The following is a 21,197-nucleotide window of genomic DNA, read 5'->3' as shown; positions in this document are numbered from 1 at the left end:
ACTAAAATGATCTAAAAAAGTTGACGATGATAGCAAATGGATAACGTAGATATTCAGTTTGATGCCAAACATATTTGGCACCCTTATACCTCGATGAGCCAGCCAATTCCGGCTTATCCGATTGTTGAAGCCCATGGAGCCGAGCTAATCATGGCCGATGGGAAAAAATTAATTGATGGTATGTCTTCATGGTGGGCAACCATTCATGGTTACAATCATCCTGTATTAAACCAAGCGGTAACAACGCAATTAGCGAAAATGTCCCATGTGATGTTTGGCGGGATTACGCACCCACCCGCAGTGAATCTATGTAAACAGTTGGTTGCTATCACACCAGAGCCGCTGGAATGTGTGTTTCTCGCTGACTCAGGCTCCGTGGCAGTTGAAGTTGCTCTGAAAATGGCATTGCAATATTGGCAAGCAAAAGGGGAAAAGCGTCAGCGCATCCTGACATTACGCCATGGATATCATGGTGATACTTTCGGTGCGATGGCCGTTTGTGACCCAGATAATTCAATGCATGGCCTGTATAAGGGGTATTTACCTCCGCATATTTTTGTGGAAGCCCCTCAATGCGGTTTTTACGACGAATGGGACAGCGCCGATTTGCATCCTCTTGAAGTTCAACTTGCCGAAAATAGCGATAAAATTGCGGCGATCATCCTTGAACCGATCGTTCAAGGGGCTGGTGGAATGCGTATCTATCACCCTGAATATTTAAAGGGAGTCCGCCATTTGTGTGATCAATATGGTCTACTGTTGATCGCTGATGAAATTGCGACTGGTTTTGGTCGTACGGGTAAATTGTTTGCTTGCCATCATGCTGATATATCACCCGATATTATGTGTTTAGGTAAAGCACTAACTGGGGGCTATATGACACTTTCTGCCACACTCACAACTCGCCATGTGGCAGAAACCATTAGCAATGGTGAAGCAGGTTGCTTTATGCATGGACCAACCTTTATGGGTAACCCTCTTGCCTGTGCGGTGGCGGATGCCAGCCTGACTTTGTTACTCAATAGTCCTTGGCAGAAAATAATTGCCACTATCGAACAACAACTTAAGGCTGAACTGATGCCTTTAATATCCCACCCTAGTGTTGCAGATGTACGTGTTCTTGGTGCAATTGGCGTGGTTGAAATGAAGCAGCCAGTCAATACAGCCGCTTTACAAAAAGTATTCGTGGAAAATGGTGTTTGGGTTCGCCCATTCGGCAAACTTATTTATGTTATGCCACCGTATATCATCACCCCCGAGCAACTCAGTAAAGTAACAAATGCAATGGCAAAAGTGTTGGGATAGCACAATAAATGCAATGATAATCGAAGTGATTGTTACTGAATTTTTAATCTAGAGTATTTCATAAATCATTTGAGCTGTAACAAGGCGGCAAGTGAAACTAAGCCCTAGGAGCATACACAAGTATGTGACTAGGGTTAGTAAACGTAGCCAACACAGTTACGGCTCAAAGGATGACTGAAATAACCCACATAGGACCTTTCCCGACCATATACCTTCCTATTTGTGTCAATTTCCCTGTAATCGGGTCAATTTCAGAAACTGAAATATGGTCTGATTTTTGCCCACTCGAAATTAAAAAACGCCCTGTCACATCAATATTAAAGCCTCTTGGGTGCGTCTCTGTTGGGTAACGTGCTTCTAATGTTAGCTCGCAACCGTCATCAGAAACCAGATAGTGGCTGAGGTAACTTTCAGAACGTTCACTAACATACAAATGGCGGCCATCTGGCGTAATGTGGATATCTGCAGCCCAGCGCTGACTTTCGTTACCTAATGGGTAATTTGCCAAAGTTTGCATGTTACGATAGCGAGTAAATTTACGATACACGCCTACCGTTGAGTCTAACTCATTCACACAATAAATGACTTTTTCAGTAGGATGGAAAGCCAGATGACGGGGGCCGGATTTCGCAGCTGTGGTAATTTGATCTGCGGTTGCTTCGGTTAAATAACCATTTTCATGTAAATCGAATAAACGGATATGGTCTTCGCCTAAACAAGGAACCCAAAGCTGTTGGTTATCAACATCAACATGGGAAGAATGTGGATTACGCAAGCCTTCAATCACTTGAACAACGCGATCTGGGACGCCTTCTTCATTAATGGTTAACACTGACAAGTTATGTTGATGATATGAAGGAACAAATAGATATTTGCCATTATTATCAAGGGATAAATGAACTGGTGTACCTGGAATTGATGTCTCCGCTTTTAAACGTAGTAACCCTTTCTCTTCAATTTCATAGGTTACGACACGGAAATTCGGGCGCACACCAATATAAAGGTGTTTTTTATCATGGCTTAATGCCATAGGTTGCACTTGACCCGGTGTTTTTACCGTTTGCAGAAGAGTAAGCTCCCCAACCTCATTCATCGACCACACGTGAATTTGCTGACTCTCGGGGCTCGCAATATAAACAACCTGATTCATCCTGACTCCTTAATTCATGATAAAAATACAAAACCGCATCTATAATCCACTATATTGGCTTCACTATACTTTATATTATGCAAATTACACTGGGTAAATAGCACTGATGCGGCTGTTACATATCGTACCAAGAACAAATAATAATGATACTAAAACGGTTCAGTTAACGTTATGATGATAAAACATATCAAGTTGACTATTTTTATAGCAATAATTTCTCGTTATTCGTTAAATTCATCATCTCCCTATCTCTACCCCTTTAGTAAGATAGGTAACAACTAAATCACGTGGAGCCGTTTATGTCATACCGCGTTATTGCGCTCGATCTTGATGGAACACTGCTTGATCACCAAAAGAAAATTCTGCCTGAATCTTTAGCAGCCTTACAAGAAGCACGCCGCCAAGGCGTCAAAGTGATCATTGTCACAGGCCGCCATCATGTTGCGATTCATCCGTTTTATCAAACTTTAGATCTCGATACTCCAGCCATTTGTTGTAATGGAACCTACCTATACGACTATTTAGGCAAAAAAGTTCTAAAATCAGATCCTATGACCCTCGATTCTGTCACACAAATGATAGACAAACTGCGTGGAACAGATATTCAGCATTTAATGTATGTTGATAATGCAATGCTCTATAACGCACAAACGGAAGGCATTAAACGTACATTGAATTGGGCCGAATCCTTACCTGTTGCACAGCGTCCAACCATTGAATTTGTTGAAGATTACGCTGATGTGATGCATAACTATGATTCTATTTGGAAATTTGCTGTTAGCTCGCCAAATACGGAGCAACTTCATCGAGTCGTTAGCGAAATTGAAAATGATTTTGGTTTGGACTGTGAATGGTCTTGGATGGATCAGGTTGATGTCGGCCGCAAAGGCAATAGCAAAGGCCAACGCTTAAAAGAGTGGGTCGAATCCCAAGGGATGACGATGAATGATGTTGTGGCTTTCGGTGACAATTTTAATGACTTAAGTATGCTGACAACCGCAGGTTTAGGTGTCGCAATGGGCAATGCCGTTGATGAAATCAAGCAACAAGCCAAGCTAGTCACTCGCATCAACACGGAGCCGGGTATTGCTGAAGTTATCCGTAAATACGTTCTCTAACGGGGTTATGAAATAACAAGAAAACTTAGTTCAATTCAGGTTACTGACACTCTCCATACTTTTCGGTTAAAGATTGTCAGTAACCGGAAAAAACTCTACATAATTGATGAATCAATACAACTTATTGGGTAAGTAATTCGATTAACGCTTGCTCTAATACAGGTAAGGCCGCGCCATAAATTCGTGAGTTTCGGCTCATCTGACTCATTGAGAGTTCCGGTAATGATTGGCCAAAAAAACGATTTTGCTGTTGGAAGCTCTCACAAAACGCAGCCCAAATTTGCGGGTTTTTCACAAAAGGCCCCGACACAATTAAACGTGAAGGGAAAAATACACGACAAATATTTGATGCTGCATTTGCCATATGAGAAACAGCTTGCTGCATCGTTGCATTATTAACTAGATCATGAGTAGCCAAAATTTCTGCCACATTTTCTTCATCATCATGGGCTTTAAATTTACCAGCAAGCACATCTGGACCAATTGCCCATAATGCAGTAACCGTTTCTAAGCACCCAACTTGCCCACACTGACACGGCTTATTTTGCCCTGGGATATGCCAATGCCCTATTTCACCAAAAGCATGTCCACCTATATTGATGTAATTATCTGCGGTACTAAAGGCAACCCCGACACCGTACCCCCAATGCAGTAATAACGTACTTTTGCGACGCTCAAGTACATGTAGCATTAACTCGTCGTCCAAAGTTCTTGATAAAACAACACGATACTCAGGGGGAAATAAACTTTTGATATCTAAATTATTCATTCTAGGCCAACGAGATGCATGTATCCAATGATAAGTTTTGCGATCAAATAACCCCCCTAAAGAGAAGACACACCCCGAAACTTCCGCTGTTCTCGGTATTTTTTGCAGAATATTTTTGTGAAGTTGGCTAATTTTGCTGGCTAATGCTTGGCTATCACACTCAGGTGATGCTTCAAGCTGCTCATGCGCAATGACATTAGAAACTAAATTGATAGCAAAAACATGTAATGACAAGCTAATGACTTGGAAAACTAATGTTACTAAACGATTAGGATTCACTACCAGTATCATTGATGGCCGACCTCGCCCTGAATGTTGGCTGATTGTTTCGGTCAATAAACGGTTATCTAAAAGCTCAGTAACATGTTCTGATACGGTAGTTGAGCGGATATTCAGAAATTTTACTGCTTCACGACGTGTCGTGATTTGGCCATTTAAAATGGCAAAAAAAATACGTTCCTTATCATTTGTAATAGACTGAGTGATCGGTAAATGTGATAAAAAGCCAGTCGTTGTTTTTAATATCATAATAATTCGATATAAAGCCGTTTAATCTAGGTCCCTGCACCATTCATCAAATAGGAATAGGCAACCTACCTACAGCTTACCCCTTCTCAAGTCAGAAAAATGGTAAATAACTATCGATAAAGTATGCCTCAAGGGTCTATCGTCAATCAATCCTTATTAATAAAAGAAAAAAGCCAGAACGCGGTAAGGCAGCCTGGCTTTTGCTGGTTAAAACAATACGCTAAAGTAATTAATATGTATATTCACGCACAACTTCACGATTGATAGTGCTCTTTACAATATTTAGTTGATCATCCCAGGTAATTGCTGATACTGGAGGGGTTATTCCACACCTCATCAATGCGGGCTGTAAATAATGGCGTGGATTAGTGGTCGCCATCATAATAGCTTCATCAAAGCTTGCTATCTTATTGTTCACTATATTACGTACCGCTTGGTCTAATGTCAGGCTAGACCCCGCTAAATTAGCTTCCCCGGGAACCCGCACGGTGCCATCATCAGTACGTTCAATTGACATCGCTGCAAATTGGTAATTCCCTGCTTTATTACAACCTGCAGCGCTGACAGCGTCTGTCACTAAAATTGACCTAGCGACCGTCTTAGTTCGTAATAAATTTTTTAATGCGGGAAATGGAATATGTATTCCATCAGCAATAAAACTGGCACCAATAGCATCGCAACTTAATTGAGCTTGAAGCGTATTTTCCAATTTATGTAAATATTGAGGAATACCATTTCCTAAGTGTGTACTCATGCAAACACCCTCTTTGGCCGCTTCCTCCATTTGGCTAAAATTGATATTAGAGTGCCCTACCGCCACACACTTCCCCATGGCAACTAACTGTTTTACAAATTGAAATTGCCGGTCAAACTCTGGAGCATAAGTCACTAGCAATATCGGCTTGCTAACCTTTCTTTCTAAACTAGCAACCAAATTAATATCTGGTTTAATAATATCGCAGGGAGGATGACATCCCGCATACCCCACTTCTGGATTAATAAATGGCCCCTCCAAATGGTAACCAGGAACCATAAGTTTACCAAGATGGCTTTTCGATACGGCCTTATCTAATGCCCGAAAACGCTCTATAAGAGAAGACTCCGATGCTGTAATTAACGTTGGTAAACAAAATGTTACTCCTGTTTTTAACATTTTATCTAGTGCATAATCTAATGCTTCTGCAGTAATATTTTCATCATTAAAATCAATACCTGCAAAACCATTTACCTGAATATCAAATAGTCCACTGGTTACCTTCATCGTTTGATCCCTCAATACTTTTCCTTAATAGCGCCCTGTTAACAAGGAAGCAGAATCTTTATCCAAGAATATTCGGCAATCTTGATGTTGTTGAATAATTGACGCAGGAACTTGGTTGGTTATTTCACCTTCTATTGTATTTTTTACTGCAATAGATTTACGTAAGTCAGGTACGCTAAGTATTAAAGTTTTTGAACTTAAAATATGCGAAATACTCATAGAAATAGCTTGCTTAGGTACTTCATTCAAATGGGCAAACCACTTTTCGCCCAATTGCTGTTTTCTACATGCTTCATCAAGGTTAACCACAAGATAAGGCGAGCTCACGTTAAAGTCTGCAGGTGGGTCATTAAACGCTAAGTGTGCATTTTCTCCTATTCCTGCAAAACAGACATCAATGTCATACTGGCGAATAATATGATTTAGCCTCTGAATTTCTTTTTCTATATTCTCAGCAGAACCATTTACCCCAATAAATTGCTTCAGTGATGGCAATTTATTGACAAGTCGTTCTTGTAAGTAACGGCGAAAACTAGCCGGATGTCCTTCATTCAGGCCAATATACTCGTCTAAATGAAAAATAGTAATCCGAGACCAATCAATATCTTCATTAATTAAATTTTCCAGCATTTCAAATTGGCTAGCTCCTGTTGCGACGATAATGGCGACATCTGCTTTTTTACTAAGCGCCTGTTTAATCGCAAGTGCTCCCGCTTGGCTGGCCTTTTTACCTAACATTTGTTTATCTTCAGAAACAATAATATCCATATGAACCTCATACTAAATAAGTAAAAATTTAATCTGTATCTTATTGGTGTTGTTTTAATTTTCTGGCCATTTGCACGGCGATTAATGTCAGCACACAGCAGAAAATCAAGTAGTAAACAACATAAGTCGGTTTTCCATCTCCAACAGAAACTAAAGCAGCTGCAATAACTGGGGTTGAGCCTGCAAAAATAACACTGTTTAGTTCACGAGAAAGTGCAATACCTGAATAACGATATTGTGTTGGGAATAGATTAGCTAAGAATGCGCCTTGAGCTCCTGATGTCGCGCCATGGCCAATACCATAAGCAATACACATACCCAGTGTTGCCAGTACTAAACTACCACTGCCAAGGAACCAAAATAATGGGAACGCAAAAGCCCCTAAGAAAATAGCGCCGAATGAGAAGATTGTAGTTGTGCCATATTTATCAGTTAATTTCCCCATAACAGGCGTCATGACTGTATTAACAAGTACAGCGACCATTAATGCCATCAATCCATCAGATTTTTCCATTCCTAACGTATTAGTGAGGTAGCTAATACTGAATACACTAAGTACATAACCATTTGCTTGATGCCCCGCCAAACTAAAAAAACCACAGAGTAAATTTTTTCGACTATGAATAAATAATTCTTTAATCGGAATTTTTTGCTCTTTTTTATCTTTCTCTGCTTTTTCGACTGATTTAACATATTCAGGGGTTTCATCCAATTGCTTGCGAATATAAATAGCGACAATAAATAAAACGATAGATAGCAAGAAAGGAACACGCCAACCCCAGCTCATAAAGGCATCATCAGGGAGTTGTGATACAGCAAAAAAAGCGGCAGTCGACAATAGAATGGCGATCCCTGTAGATGCATTAATTAACGAGGTATAAAACCCCCGCTGCTTCATAGGGACATATTCCGCAACAAAAGTTTGGGCACCTGCTAGCTCAGCGCCTGAACCAAAACCTTGCATTAATCTGATTACAACTAATGCAATCGTGGCCCAAATGCCAATGTGGTAATAAGTCGGAAGTAATCCAAGAGCGAGTGTTGCGATCCCCATTAAAACAATGGCAAAAATAAGAGCTGGTTTGCGCCCGTATCTATCTCCTATATGAGCTATTATTACCCCCCCTAAAGGACGTGAAATAAAGCCTACAGCAAAGGTAAGAAACGCTGCTAATGTTGCAATTGTGGGTGATAGATTCGGAAAGTAAAGTTTATTGATCACTAGCCCTGCTGCTGCACCATACAATGAATAGTCGTACCACTCTATGACCGTTCCTGACACGCTAGCCATCATCACTTTTCTAATCGTTTTTTTATCTGCAGCTGGCTTATCAGCTGCAGTATCGGTAGCTAATTGTTCTGAAATAGTGTCACTCATACTGCCCCCTACATTTATTTTAGGAATACATTATTTGAGGTATGTTTTGTTCAAACAAAACGGACAAAAAGCGCGCACTATTGAAATTAGCACTATTAAACGGAATTTAGAACACGATCGTTCTTAAATTATTTAGAAATGAGATCGAAATCATATTTCAATGATAAAACATATACTTTTATTTAAAATAATTTATTTTAATTTTATTTTAATTTTTTATTAAAAACACAAACAAACAATTAGCATTATAAGAAAAATCAAATAGATATAACAAAAAAGACATTGTAACCATTAAAATAACCCCTGCTCAATTAAAAATATATTTATAATATAAAAGATATTTGATTATAAATAATCTCTCTATAACCGCCAATTAATTTAAAAACACATTTGTTTTTTAATATTTAATTTGCCATATTGAAATGTCTTTACTCTACATTGATTGCTTCTATTATAAGGATCGAGTTATGCCACATACCCCTCACTTAAATAATCAAACTTTCCAGCCCGTTCAAGAAGTTAAACCATTGCTCGTTCCCCGTATCGTTCACCTTGGTTGTGGTGCATTTCATCGAGCTCATCAAGCTCTTTACACTCACTTATTATTTGAACAATTTCTCTCTAATTGGGGATATTGTGAAATTAATTTGATGTCCGATAGCGGAGCTGTGTTAATTAATCAATTAAATAAATATAACGGCCATTACACTTTACTTGAAAAAGACGAAGAAAAATCGACCGTTAGAACGATTAAGGTGATAAAAGAAGCAATGCATCCACGCATTGATGGCATAGATGCTGTGGTAGAAAAGATGGCTTCCCCTGATACAGCAATTATTTCATTAACGGTCACAGAAAAAGGCTATTGCCTTTCTCCTGCAACAGACCTGTTGAATTTGTCACACCCCAACATACAACATGACATCGCACACCCAACAAAACCACGATCGGTTTTAGGTTATATCGTCGCGTCACTTCGTTTACGTTTTCAACGACAACAACCCCCTATTACCATTCTTTCTTGTGATAATATTCGTAAAAATGGTGAGGCCGCACGGCGTGCTATTGTTGGTTTAGCCGCTCAACAAGATAAACAACTAGCGCAATGGATTGATCAACACATTTCATTCCCAAGTACAATGGTTGATCGAATTGTCCCAGCCATGACTCAAGAATCATATGCAGAAATTAAACAATTAATTGGCAGAGATGACCCATGTGCCATCATTTGTGAATCATTTCGCCAGTGGGTTATTGAAGATAATTTTGTGAATGGTAGACCAGACTGGCAGCATGTCGGTGCTCAATTTGTGCCTGATGTCACACCCTATGAAATGATGAAATTACGTATGCTAAACGGAAGCCACTCTTTTCTTGCTTATCTAGGTTACTTAGGTGGTTATGAATTTATTTCCGATGCTATGCAAAACTCTGATTACAGTAGAGCGGCGTACAGCTTAATAATAAACGAACAAGCACCTACACTTTTCATCCCTGACAATACAACCCTATTACAATATACACAAACTTTAATAAAGCGTTTTTCTAACAAGACAATCAAACATAAAACTGCACAAATTGCGGCTGATGGGAGCCAAAAATTACCTCAACGCTTACTAGACTCAATAATGTGGCATCAAAAGCACGGCTCAGACTATACATTTCTCGCTCTCGGAGTTGCTGCCTGGATGAAATATGTCAGTGGACAAGATGAGCAAGGTAATGCAATAGATATTAAGGATCCTTTACAACATAAATTTGCTGAAATCTATCACCTATGTGGGGTTGGTTTGGAAGCTGTTGATAGGCTTTTAGCAATTAACGCTATCTTTCCACTTGAGTTTTCTCAAAATCAAGATATCGTCAAAAATGTAAAAACAGCCTATCAGCAGCTAATCTCTGTTGGCGCTCGTGAAACAGTTAAGCACTATCTACAGCAAACAGTAAAGTAGAGATTAACTTTATTTATACATAAAAATTAATCTATGAAAGGAGATATCGTATTTTATACGTAAGCTGCGATATCTCTTATTGATTACTTTTTGGATAAAAGAGAAAAATATGTCCTTGCTATAAATGGCGGGAAAGTGACACCGACTTCACTTGCGCATAAACTTTACGCCCTTTGCGAATAGAAAGCTCATCCCTTGCCCAGCGAGTGATCCGCGCCCATAAATAATGTTCTTCGCCTAAATCTAGCTTCACATCTACTTGCTCGCCATCTTCAATCCATTCAACCACTTCTGCGGCTAAAATATTACGAATACTGCTCACTTGCGGTTTTTCAAGCACCAAAGAAACATCAGCGGCGTCAATACGTATACGCACATCAACACCTTGTTGGGCTTCAACGCGTGGGATCCACAGTTTTTGGCTACCTACAATCACCGCTGTCATTTCATAATCAGGGTGTTGGCTATGCACCTTTGCACTTACCACACTGCTTAACGTTTCTTGCTGTAACCAAGGGCGCAAAGCACTGCTTGCCCAAACATCTTCCAAAGCGCCAAAAGCTTTAACTTTTCCTTGCGCCATGACAATCACTTTGTCAGCCAGACGCAAAATTTCATCCAAACTATGGCTAACATATAAAATGGGAATTTTAACGTCTTGAGAAAGCTTTTCTAAATACGGCAGCAATTCACGCTTTCTGGGTAAATCCAAAGAGGCTAATGGCTCATCCATTAGGAGAATTTCAGGGGCTGTTAATAGCGCCCGTCCGATAGCGACACGTTGTTTTTCACCACCAGAAAGAGTTATAGGGTAGCGATTGAGTAATTTTTCAATCCCTAATAATTCAACAATATCATCGAAGCGATCTTTCATTACGGGTGACATGCCATAACGCAAATTGCTTTTCACCCGATAATGGGGAAATAGCCGTGCATCTTGAAATACATAACCGATATGGCGTTGTTCAGGTGGTAAGCAAATACCTTTTTCCATATCCACCAATGTACGGCCATTTAATACAACACGCCCTGTATTAGGTTTAGTTAACCCACCTATCACATTGATAAGCGAGGTTTTACCAGCGCCTGAAAGCCCAAAAACGGCAGTAATACTTTCCGTTGGCAATTGCGTTGTGACTTCAAGCTGCAAGTCCCCTAGTTTTTGAGAAAAGTCGAGTTCTAACATGCTAAGCCACCCCCAAACGCTTTTTACCCCAACGGGTGAGCCACTCTGAAATCAGTAATGAAATCAAGGCTAAAATAATCGCAATCACACATAAACGTACAGCGTCTACCTCAGCCCCTGGCGTTTCAATTAAGGTGTACATCGCTAATGGGATGGTTTGTGTTTCACCTGGTATATTCGAAACAAAAGTAATTGTGGCGCCAAATTCACCAAGTGAACGTGCAAATGCTAATACTGTTCCGACAATAATACCGGGAAGAGAAAGCGGAATGGTGATCGTGAAAAAGACACGTAACGGTGTTGCGCCTAATGTCCTCGCGGCTAATTCCAATTTTTGGTCAACCGCTTCAAGCGCCAAACGGATCGCACGCACCATCAGTGGAAACGCAACCACAGCAGACGCAAGCGCAGCCCCCCGCCAACTAAAGGTAAAACTAAAGCCAAACCAGTTATATAACCATTCACCGATAAAACCGCGTTTACCCATACTGATCAATAATAAATACCCCACTACCACTGGCGGCAATACCAGTGGTAGATGAATAATACTATCGAGCAGTGTTTTTCCAGGAAAATTACAGCGAACCAATACCCATGCCATTAAAATACCCAATGGCAAACTGAAAATTACAGCCACACTGGATACTTTTAGACTTAGATAAATCGCTTCCCATTCATAAGGACTTAACATCTGCAAAAAAATACTCTCTTAACATTTATTTAGTACGAGGTTCAAAACCATAACGTTTGAATACTTCTGAAGCCGCTGGGGTTTTCAAGTATTCATAATAATCACGGGTTGCTTTGTTATCTTGATCTTTAACAATTGCCATTGGGTATTCAACAGGTTTATGGGTATCAGCAGGGAAGACACCTACCACTTTGACTTTTTGGCTAGCGACAGCATCAGAGCCATATACAATACCTAAAGGCGCTTCTTGGCGCTCAACCAATGCCATACCACTACGCACGTTATTTGTACGTGCTAACAGCGGGTCAACTGTTTCCCATGCACCTAAGTTGCTTAATGCTTCTTTGGCATAAATACCAACAGGGACATGGTCAGGGTCACCAACGGCTAAACGACCACCATCTAACAGTTTTTTCCAATCAGTTTGTTTATTAATTTCAACTTTATCAATTTTGGCATCTTTCGGTGCAATTAACACCAATTCATTACCTAATAATGTATAGCGTGTATCTTCTACCATCAATTTTTTATCGATAGCATAATCCATCCATTGCTGGTCAGCCGAAATGAATAAATTAGCGGGGGCACCTTGCTCAATTTGACGAGCCAGCGTTGAAGAAGACGCATAGGATGCAACAACCTCTACTTTAGTGTCTTTCTTATATTGCTCAGAAATTTCATTCAGTGCATTAGTTAGAGAAGCCGCTGCAAAAACCGTAATTTTATCAGCTGCAAAGCTATTGCTAGCCATCGTTAACGTCAATGTTGCGCCAGCGAGAAGTGATACCAAACCTTTTTTCATTTTTATCTACCCTAGTATTAATCGACACGTTATATATAACAGGACACAGCGATAACTTAAAGTCAAACTCGTAATAAAAGTGTGCTGGCGCAAGAAATGATGCAATTTTGTTGCATGTTTTCTCTAAAATCCCACGAACGATGAAAAATTCCTCAGCCGTAAAATCGTTTTTATATAGAGAACAATTTATATCCTTTGTAACTTTATCGGCACAAATCGTACACAATTGAATATTTTATCCAACTTTTGCAGATAGATAAAAACAGAGGAGATAATATGGCTATTCAACCGACAGCGCTTTCTCCAACCCAAGCTCACTATATGAGTGGATTAACCATTGAGCAATTTAATGGGTTATTTGAAAAAAATATTTCCCCTGAAGCTTTAGCTTCCTTAGCAGAATCAGCGGGTAATGGGAACTTAGAGAGTATCGATTTATTACACAATATCGCTCTACGGCAAGACAACGAAGGAAGAAAAGCAGAAAATATTCTGTTTGATTTATTTAGTGGAAAGCTGCCTGCAAAGAAAGGTATAGATAAAGAAATACAAGAAACTAGCAAAAAATTATATCAATTACACCTTAATACAAAAATCAAAAAACACCTAAAAGATTCGAAACTAACGACCCCTTCTAAGCTCCTTTATATTGTCGGATCTGCAATAGAAAAAGTTATTGATAAAATTAGTTTAACTAAACTATTGATGAAAAATGAACCCGAGGAATCTACTCTTTGGGATAATAACAGGATGACAACAAGTGATGAGATTGATTCAAGTAATAAAAATAACCCAACTTTGCCATCAAATATGATGGTCAATAGCCCAATAGGCCTCATCCAAAGCGGGGACAATTTATTAGCAGAGATAATTGAACAAAAAGCCCCTGAGAGTGTAAAATTAAAACAATTCGAATTATTCCCTATCAATGTCAATGATAACCATTGGGTCTTGTTTGTACTCTATCAAGCAGATCCAATACATCAACCAGCGGATAATAATCAATCAGCGAATAATAAAAGAAAATGCATTCTATTTAATTCATACGATAACGTGAGTACCGATATTCGAAAAGAAATAACAGTGGCAGCAAAAAAGGCCGATGTCGCTGAAGAAGATATCACTTACATAGAAGGAAACATCCAACAACAAGTCCCTAACGGATGTGGATTATTCGTTGTTGAAGCTATTAAGCAACTCACTGAAAATACTCAGCAAGATCCTTATTATACATTAAAAGAATTTCAAGAAAGTTTTATAAAAAAGACGATGGCTGAACAAAAAGAGTTTAATATTCAAAACCGCAGACAGCTATATTCAAATTACCATGATAGCCAATATCCATCATTATAATGCCCACTGCTATATGAAAAACCCCCTGACTGCATTTACAATCAGGGGGTCTATAATCAGTCAGACAAGAAATTTTGTTAAAAATTACTTGTTTTCAGTATTATGATGATGAGGTACGTGTGCTTTAGACAGTAAGTTAAAGAACGCGCCCAAACCGTAGATCAAACCCATGATCAAAAACATAACAACTGGAACCATCATCAGGGCAAAACCCAAACTTTTAATTAGTTCTAACATAGGAAAAAGCCTCTTCAGTGATACTGTACCCACCAGCCTACAAGATACGCTGACGAGGGAAAACTTGACTCTCAGTATATTGAGTATAAATCAAATCAAAATAATAACGCACAATTACGTTATAATGGAGACTATTTTAGACAAAATATTATACTAACGACATACTAAACGTGCTTTTTACGTCTGTCATCACCAGACACGCCGGAAGGGAGAAATTTATGCAGGCCGAAATTTTACTCACACTGAAACTACAGGGCAGTTTATTTGCTGATCCTCGCCGTATCGCGCTACTAAAACAAATTAAAGCGACAGGGTCAATCAGCCAAGGCGCTAAACTCGCAGGGATCAGCTATAAAAGTGCTTGGGATGCCATCAATGAAATGAATCAACTCACTGATGATATCCTTGTTGATAGAGCAACAGGTGGTAAAGGCGGTGGCGGCACAACACTCACCCACTATGGTGAAAGATTACTTCAACTTTATGATTTACTGGCGCAAATTCAACAAAAAGCCTTCGATGTACTCAAAGAAGATAATCTCCCTTTAGACAGCTTATTGGCGGCTATTTCACGGTTTTCATTGCAAACCAGTGCCCGTAACCAATTTTTTGGTACTTTAATTTCCCGTGACCATATGCAAGTTCAACAACATGTACAAATTCGCTTAGCCGATAACAGCACTGTGATTAATGCCGCACTAACAGAGCAAAGCGCTAACCGTTTAGGGTTAACAGAAGGGAAAGAAGTGCTTGCATTGATTAAAGCACCTTGGGTCAAAATTACTAAACAACCTAACCCAACAGGCTTTGATAACCGCCTTGAAGGCAAAATTACCACTTTAGAGCGGGGTGATGAGAACAGTGAAGTGATTGTGACACTCACAGGCGGTGAAACTTTATGTTCAACTATGCCAAATAGCGAAATCGATGCCCAATCTTTGAAAGTGAATAATAGCGTTATGGCGTTATTCAATGCGGACCAAGTGATTGTTGCCACACTTTGCTAATTTGCTAGTTTGCCCTGCTTACTTACAATAAAAGTAAGTAAGCATTCACCTTTTTTCCTTATCATATCGTTCTGTTGTTGACTTTAGCTTCAATCCTGATTATTTGTGATAGATGACAAGGTAAATAATCATGATAAGGAAGCTTGATGAGCACAATAACAATACAACATGGCAACTTTAAGCTCAGCGAAATTCAGACTTTAGACATTCAGCAACTTAACATCGAAAAAGGGGAAAATTGGGCTTTTATTGGTGCCAATGGTAGTGGTAAATCATCACTTGCTCGAGTACTTTCCAATGAGCTCCCTCCTCTTTCTGGTGTCGTAAAAAATACATTCACCTCTCCTGTTCGTCTATCATTTGAACAATTACAAAAAATCATTAATGAAGAGTGGCAGCGCAATAATACAGATATGCTCAGTGATGATGAAGATGACACGGGATATACAGCAGCTGAAATCATTCAATTTAACCATAAGGACAATGAATACTGCCTTGAGCTTGCCGCTCGCTTCGGTATCAGTGACTTGTTGTCTCGTCGGTTTAAGTACCTTTCTACGGGTGAAACTCGCAAAGTACTGTTATGCCAAACATTGATGGGTAATCCTGACTTACTGATCCTTGATGAGCCATTTGATGGCCTAGATGTTTATTCAAGAAGTCAGCTCAGCGAACTACTATCAAGTTTGTCTGAAAAAGGCTTAACTTTAGTGTTAGTGTTGAACCGCTTTGATGAACTCCCTGATTTTATTGAAAACATAGGTGTTGTCGCTGATTGCAAACTAGCAATGGTGGGAAATAGGGAGTCAGTACTTGCTAACACGCTAATAACGCAATTACAGCATAGTGAGAAAATTAAACAGCTTTCTATCCCTGAAACTGAGGCTCCAACCGCAGATGAAAAACTGGATGACACGACACCTCGTATTATTTTGAAAAATGGAACTGTTAGCTACAATGACAAACCGATCTTGCACGGTTTAAATTGGCAGGTAAACCCAAACGAACACTGGCAAATTATCGGTGAAAATGGCGCTGGAAAATCCACCTTATTGAGCTTGATTACAGGAGATCACCCTCAAGGGTATAGTAATGACTTAACCTTATTTGGTCACCGTCGTGGGTCAGGAGAAACCATATGGGATATTAAGCGCCATATTGGTTACGTCAGCAATAGCATTCACCAAGAATACCGTGTCGCAACCAGTGTACTCAATGTCATTATTTCCGGTTTTCATGATTCTATTGGCTTGTACCAAACCCCCTCTGATCGTCAAATACAATTAGCGTATGAATGGCTAGCGCTGTTAGGTTTTTCTACGCAAACAGCTCAACAACCTTTCCACAGTCTTTCGTGGGGGCAGCAGCGCTTAGTCTTGATAGCTCGAGCACTAGTTAAACACCCTGCTATGCTTATTCTAGATGAGCCATTGCAAGGGCTTGATGGCCTTAACAGGTTGTTAGTTCTGCGGTTTATTGATGTAATGCTAAGACAAGGTAACACACAACTCTTATTCGTCAGCCATCATCAAGAAGACGCCCCTGCTTGTATTACACATCGGCTCACTTTTGTCCCTGATAATGGGAAATACCGTTACGATATTGAAAAACTTTAATTTTTGACTTATTTGCCAATAGACACGATGAAACTGTTGGCAAATTAATCTAATGTTTAATAGATGGTAACTAAGTTATACACAAATAACTCTTTGATTTTATTTTATTTATATTTTTTAGGTTATTTTAAATTAGAAAATTCACATAAAATCATTACACTGCGCCTATTCTAATAATTTAGACATCATAATGGATATTTTTTATGGCTTGGTTAATGTTAGCCTCTTCACTTGCAGTACTTGCAACACACCGTTTAATTGCTCTTTTTTTACTCGCTTGCACAATTATTACCGCAGCACTTACACACGTTATTGATTGGCAAGCGGTTCTACTATTGGTTTGTATTACAATAATTGCCATTATTCGTTTGCGTTTCCAACACTATCTATCCACCAAAATTATTAGTGAAATCATCTTACTAATCTGTACGATTGGGTTATTTATTCACTTATTCCCTGGGTTTAATAACCTGAGATATCTCGATAACGTTACCGTAGGGGAACATAGCGCCCCTTTCACAATGTATTTTAATTTTGATAAGGCACTCGTCCCTTTTATTTTACTCGCCTGCTTACCAACGTTATTTGTCTGTCGGCCAGCCAAGCATGCAACTAAAATTCAATGGGCACTGCTGGTTATTTCTATGCCACTTTTATTTCTGGTCGCAACTGCTGCTGGCGGATTAGCCTTTGAATGGCATTTTCCTAGTTGGTTACCTGCTTTTGTGCTCTGTAACCTACTTTTTGTTTCATTAGCTGAAGAAGCGCTATTTCGTGGCTATTTGCAACAACGTCTAACCCTTTGGTTGAGGTCTCCTTACCTAGCACTAGTGATTACCTCACTGTTATTTGGCGCCGTGCATTTTGCAGGTGGAGCACTGTTAATTCTCTTTGCTACATTAGCGGGTTTGATTTATGGCCTAGCTTGGATGTGGAGTGGTAAATTATGGTTTGCTGTATCGATTCACTTCGGGTTAAATTTGGGACATCTGTTATTTTTTACTTATCCAATTAAGTTGGTTTCTAATTAATGTTAACTAATTAAAAATTCATAATCACTCAAAAATTGGATGATCTTCACCGTAAAAAATCACTAACACGAATAATGTTAGTGATTTTTCATTATTATAACCATGTTATCTATCGTTAATCTAATGACTAGTTTGATTAACATTCATTGGCTTAATTTCCCCAGACTCAATATTAAGATAAAAATCTCGACTTGGATTTCCTTGTAGATATTTATCAATTACAGTGAAAATACTGCCAAAGCGTAATTTAAAAATATTCTCAAATGAACTATCCGCGTTAATTTTATCAGTCTCATTTGGTAATGACGATAACAAGGTTCCTGTGAGGAATCGATATTGGTTTAATCTTTCTACAGGTATATCTTGCAACGCAAGCTCGTCTGCATTACGTAAACGATAAAAATCCACAGCAAGGTCAAAACCATTCCATTTTGCAAAATCATTTAACTGATACCCTGTATTTTTAGCAAGAGTAGCAGCTTTATCACTGGCTTTTTTCCATGCATCGGAGTCTTTATTCAAGTAGATTTCGGTGACATTGACAGTTCCCGGGTCTTTAGCGCAAATTTCATGATTTTGACTCAATGGTGCCGTTAATACTTCATTATAAGCTTTCTTAGTATCTAACTGGCTTAAAATAAGCATCTCTTCGCCATTCAAACTAAATAACATTTGACGAATTTCACATGGCCATTCCTCAGGAATAAAACGTAAACGTGTCAGTTCAGTAATATGCCAGTTAGTGAAGTCATAATAATTATTTGCGCTTAAGATATCTTTATTCCAAAGATGCGACGAATTAGTATTTTTGAGGTGTTCCCACTCTTGCTGATAGTGCTCAAATAACTCATCAAACCGAGGAACATCTTCTATTACAATGGTTTGTACATCAATTTCATTCGCATTTCTAAAATTCAATATTTTATAAGCAGGAACATATGCAGCCATTGAAGGAGCTTGAATATTAAAAAGTAAGCTGCCATCCGAATACTTACGTACACCTGTATCATTAAAATGCATATGACCGCCAACATGAACACCGATACCTGTTTTTGCCATTGCATGGCTAGTGTCTTCTTTTGGTGCCCTTTCTAACTGAAATTTACCTTTGCCAAAAATGGTTTCAAGGTCATCTGCTGCACCATTATCAAATTCAACCATCGGGAAATGGCTAAACGTGATTAATGTTTTATTTTGCTCTTTCGCGCGCTTTGCAACATCTGCCATCCACTCAACAGTCTGTTGTTTGTGTGTCAACATTTTGTTGTAACCCGCATTCCCCGACCCTGCAAAGTTTTTAGCTGCTTTAGGATGATTAATATCTGCTTTTTCAGAAGGAACATAGACATTGGCATCAACGGCCATTAACCACAAACCAGGAATAGGCTCAACAAGGTAACTGCTGTCTGCAACATTAAAACAAGGCCCATATCCCTCTTGTTTATATTTACCGCCTGTTCCTTGAGTACAAATTTCATACTGCCTTTGGTTAAAATCACTGGCTTTTAAGGCTGCTTCATAGTTGTAACCTTGAGAACCATAGTTTGAGTATGGTGTTTCCCAATAAATATCTTCTGGTAACGGATTAATACCAAATGATTTCATTGCATCCATCACTCGACCATAACCACTATATACCATCTCTTCAGAGCAAATTGTTGGCAGCTCAGCTCCCGTTTCTATAACGGCAGTCTTTCCTTTATATCCCGTACACTCACTTGCCCCTAAACTAAAGATACGCTGCGTTTTACCATCAGTTCCAAGAAAATCTTCTTTTCCTGCTGGTATATCAAATGGACGGTTCGGATCATGATTCCCTGGTGTAGCAAAGAAACGCATACCATATTTTTGCTCGTACTCTTGCAATACTTTTACTAACCCACGTAAGTGAATAGGTTGGCCGTCATCAGTAAAATCACCAGGTAATGCAATAAGTTTAATACCTTTCTTACCTGCATCATCAAGTGCAGCACGTAGAGCAAAATAGTTTTCATTAAATAAACGCGTAGATGTTAATTGTGCATACATAGAACGAATAACGGCATTTTGACCACTTTTACTATTTTTTAATCCTTCAAATGCATTATCAGCAAACTGCCCATATACATCATGAAAATGGATATCAGGCATAAACGCGACGCGATAATTATAAGGTTGAGCCGTAGGGGCATTTGCCATTGCGACAGTTCCAATGGACATTAATGCAAGGGCAAAACTATATTTTAATTTATTGTTCATATTTGTTCCCTTTAGATAATTAACTATTTCTATCAGAAGTTATATGCAATGCCAACGCGATAACGCCACTGCCATGCATCACGGTAAGTTTGTCCATTTTTGACATATGAACCATCATCATAGGACACATACCCTAATTCAACATAAGGAACCCATGTCTTATTACCAACCCAAGACACATTCAGATTATGTGCATAATCCTTTTCTTTACCTTTATATGCAGGATAATCAGTATTAAATTTATATTCAAAGTCATAACTTAATGAAAAATCTTGCAGCTTATAACCTAAATAAAAATTACTCTGCCAATAATGCTGATTATCTTTTTTAGGCTTATTAGAGTTATCATAATGTCTTACGCCATAACGTAAACGAGTTCCAATATTAAAATCATCCGTTAAATTATAGGCAGCTTTGACACTGAATTTATAAGCCGTATCTTTATCTCCTGAATCTAAAGCAAAAGAAGGTGTTAAAACAAAATCTTTTGTGGCTTTATATTTATAACCAACTTCAACCTCATTTCCTTTTGATGATAGGTTTTCACCAAAACCACCATCTCGACTTCTCCATTTTCCTTCAAGGCTAAAATAAGTTCCATTTTGCATGCTATGGCCAATTTTGACACGGTCTTCATGGCGATGTTCATCCCCTAACCATTCATGACGATAGTCAATATATGTCGCATTCGCTGCTGTGCAAAATAATAATGTAGAGATACCTAGAGTTAAGTTTTTCATAAACTGATTCCTATAATTAATATTTATTTTTTATTTAATCGTTAAAACAATGATTCATTATCTATCT

18 protein-coding genes are annotated in these 21,197 nt (G+C 38.9%); 7 read left to right on the top strand and 11 right to left on the bottom strand.

The window, feature by feature from the left end; all coding sequences use genetic code 11:
- Positions 1–36 precede the first annotated feature (36 nt).
- Positions 37–1,305 (top strand): adenosylmethionine--8-amino-7-oxononanoate transaminase, encoded by a 1,269-nt coding sequence (gene bioA, locus PR834_RS04945; protein ID WP_196724495.1) that lies wholly within the window; start codon positions 37–39, stop codon positions 1,303–1,305.
- Positions 1,306–1,468: 163 nt separating this feature from the next.
- Here the strand turns inward: bioA and pgl are convergent, their stop codons facing one another.
- Entirely contained in the window at positions 1,469–2,455 is a 987-nt protein-coding gene (pgl, locus tag PR834_RS04940; protein WP_164455865.1) for a 6-phosphogluconolactonase, read from the bottom strand.
- A 299-nt stretch (positions 2,456–2,754) separates the two neighbouring features.
- Between pgl and PR834_RS04935 the strand changes: the two genes are divergently transcribed.
- Positions 2,755–3,573, top strand: a complete 819-nt coding sequence (locus tag PR834_RS04935) for a pyridoxal phosphatase (RefSeq protein ID WP_004256692.1) — start codon at positions 2,755–2,757, stop codon at positions 3,571–3,573.
- Positions 3,574–3,694: 121 nt separating this feature from the next.
- Here the strand turns inward: PR834_RS04935 and PR834_RS04930 are convergent, their stop codons facing one another.
- The 4 genes from PR834_RS04930 to PR834_RS04915 form a co-directional block, all read right to left on the bottom strand.
- The gene (locus PR834_RS04930) at positions 3,695–4,870 is read right to left on the bottom strand and encodes an ROK family protein (RefSeq protein WP_094962416.1); all 1,176 of its coding nucleotides are present in this window, start codon (positions 4,868–4,870) and stop codon (positions 3,695–3,697) included.
- A gap of 229 nt (positions 4,871–5,099) precedes the next feature.
- Positions 5,100–6,131, bottom strand: coding sequence for an N-acetylglucosamine-6-phosphate deacetylase (locus tag PR834_RS04925; protein ID WP_004256698.1), 1,032 nt, complete (start codon positions 6,129–6,131; stop codon positions 5,100–5,102).
- Positions 6,132–6,155: 24 nt separating this feature from the next.
- Positions 6,156–6,899 carry a glucosamine-6-phosphate deaminase gene (locus PR834_RS04920; protein ID WP_004256714.1) on the bottom strand — a complete coding sequence of 248 codons (744 nt, stop codon included), beginning with the start codon at positions 6,897–6,899 and terminating at the stop codon, positions 6,156–6,158.
- 40 nt (positions 6,900–6,939) lie between these two features.
- Positions 6,940–8,277: an MFS transporter gene (locus tag PR834_RS04915; RefSeq protein ID WP_004256715.1), complete on the bottom strand. Its 1,338-nt coding sequence runs from the start codon at positions 8,275–8,277 to the stop codon at positions 6,940–6,942.
- 467 nt (positions 8,278–8,744) lie between these two features.
- Between PR834_RS04915 and PR834_RS04910 the strand changes: the two genes are divergently transcribed.
- Positions 8,745–10,229: a mannitol dehydrogenase family protein gene (locus tag PR834_RS04910; protein WP_272536482.1), complete on the top strand. Its 1,485-nt coding sequence runs from the start codon at positions 8,745–8,747 to the stop codon at positions 10,227–10,229.
- A 118-nt stretch (positions 10,230–10,347) separates the two neighbouring features.
- Here PR834_RS04910 and modC read toward each other — a convergent pair whose 3' ends face one another.
- The 3 genes from modC to modA are packed head-to-tail and all read right to left on the bottom strand — an operon-like array spanning position 10,348 to position 12,908.
- Positions 10,348–11,415 (bottom strand): molybdenum ABC transporter ATP-binding protein ModC, encoded by a 1,068-nt coding sequence (modC, locus tag PR834_RS04905; RefSeq protein ID WP_181489509.1) that lies wholly within the window; start codon positions 11,413–11,415, stop codon positions 10,348–10,350.
- 1 nt (position 11,416) lies between these two features.
- Positions 11,417–12,106, bottom strand: coding sequence for a molybdate ABC transporter permease subunit (gene modB, locus PR834_RS04900; RefSeq protein ID WP_272536505.1), 690 nt, complete (start codon positions 12,104–12,106; stop codon positions 11,417–11,419).
- Between the two features lie 25 nt (positions 12,107–12,131).
- A complete protein-coding gene (modA, locus tag PR834_RS04895; protein WP_096864111.1) occupies positions 12,132–12,908 on the bottom strand; it encodes a molybdate ABC transporter substrate-binding protein in 777 nt (258 codons plus the stop codon).
- Between the two features lie 276 nt (positions 12,909–13,184).
- Here modA and PR834_RS04890 point away from each other — a divergent pair, with 276 nt between their 5' ends.
- Positions 13,185–14,261, top strand: coding sequence for an ElaD/SseL family deubiquitinase (locus PR834_RS04890; protein ID WP_262960927.1), 1,077 nt, complete (start codon positions 13,185–13,187; stop codon positions 14,259–14,261).
- 84 nt (positions 14,262–14,345) lie between these two features.
- Here the strand turns inward: PR834_RS04890 and PR834_RS04885 are convergent, their stop codons facing one another.
- Entirely contained in the window at positions 14,346–14,498 is a 153-nt protein-coding gene (locus PR834_RS04885) for an AcrZ family multidrug efflux pump-associated protein (protein WP_004256731.1), read from the bottom strand.
- A gap of 218 nt (positions 14,499–14,716) precedes the next feature.
- Between PR834_RS04885 and modE the strand changes: the two genes are divergently transcribed.
- The 3 genes from modE to PR834_RS04870 all read left to right on the top strand — a co-directional run bounded on the left by modE (position 14,717) and on the right by PR834_RS04870 (position 18,152).
- Positions 14,717–15,505 carry a molybdenum-dependent transcriptional regulator gene (gene modE, locus PR834_RS04880; protein WP_094962410.1) on the top strand — a complete coding sequence of 263 codons (789 nt, stop codon included), beginning with the start codon at positions 14,717–14,719 and terminating at the stop codon, positions 15,503–15,505.
- Positions 15,506–15,651: 146 nt separating this feature from the next.
- On the top strand, positions 15,652–17,121 hold the full coding sequence (gene modF, locus PR834_RS04875) for a molybdate ABC transporter ATP-binding protein ModF (protein WP_004256733.1): 1,470 nt from the start codon (positions 15,652–15,654) through the stop codon (positions 17,119–17,121).
- 203 nt (positions 17,122–17,324) lie between these two features.
- Entirely contained in the window at positions 17,325–18,152 is an 828-nt protein-coding gene (locus PR834_RS04870; RefSeq protein ID WP_272536481.1) for a CPBP family intramembrane glutamic endopeptidase, read from the top strand.
- Between the two features lie 120 nt (positions 18,153–18,272).
- Here PR834_RS04870 and PR834_RS04865 read toward each other — a convergent pair whose 3' ends face one another.
- Both PR834_RS04865 and PR834_RS04860 read right to left on the bottom strand, forming a co-directional pair.
- A complete protein-coding gene (locus PR834_RS04865) occupies positions 18,273–20,390 on the bottom strand; it encodes a metallophosphoesterase family protein (protein ID WP_272536480.1) in 2,118 nt (705 codons plus the stop codon).
- Between the two features lie 32 nt (positions 20,391–20,422).
- Entirely contained in the window at positions 20,423–21,130 is a 708-nt protein-coding gene (locus tag PR834_RS04860) for an oligogalacturonate-specific porin KdgM family protein (protein ID WP_094962407.1), read from the bottom strand.
- Between the last annotated feature and the right edge of the window lie 67 nt (positions 21,131–21,197).

The sequence above is a fragment of the Providencia sp. PROV182 genome (assembly GCF_028480325.1).
Taxonomy (GTDB): Bacteria; Pseudomonadota; Gammaproteobacteria; order Enterobacterales; family Enterobacteriaceae; genus Providencia; species Providencia hangzhouensis.
This window is presented reverse-complemented; position numbering and strand designations above follow the sequence as displayed.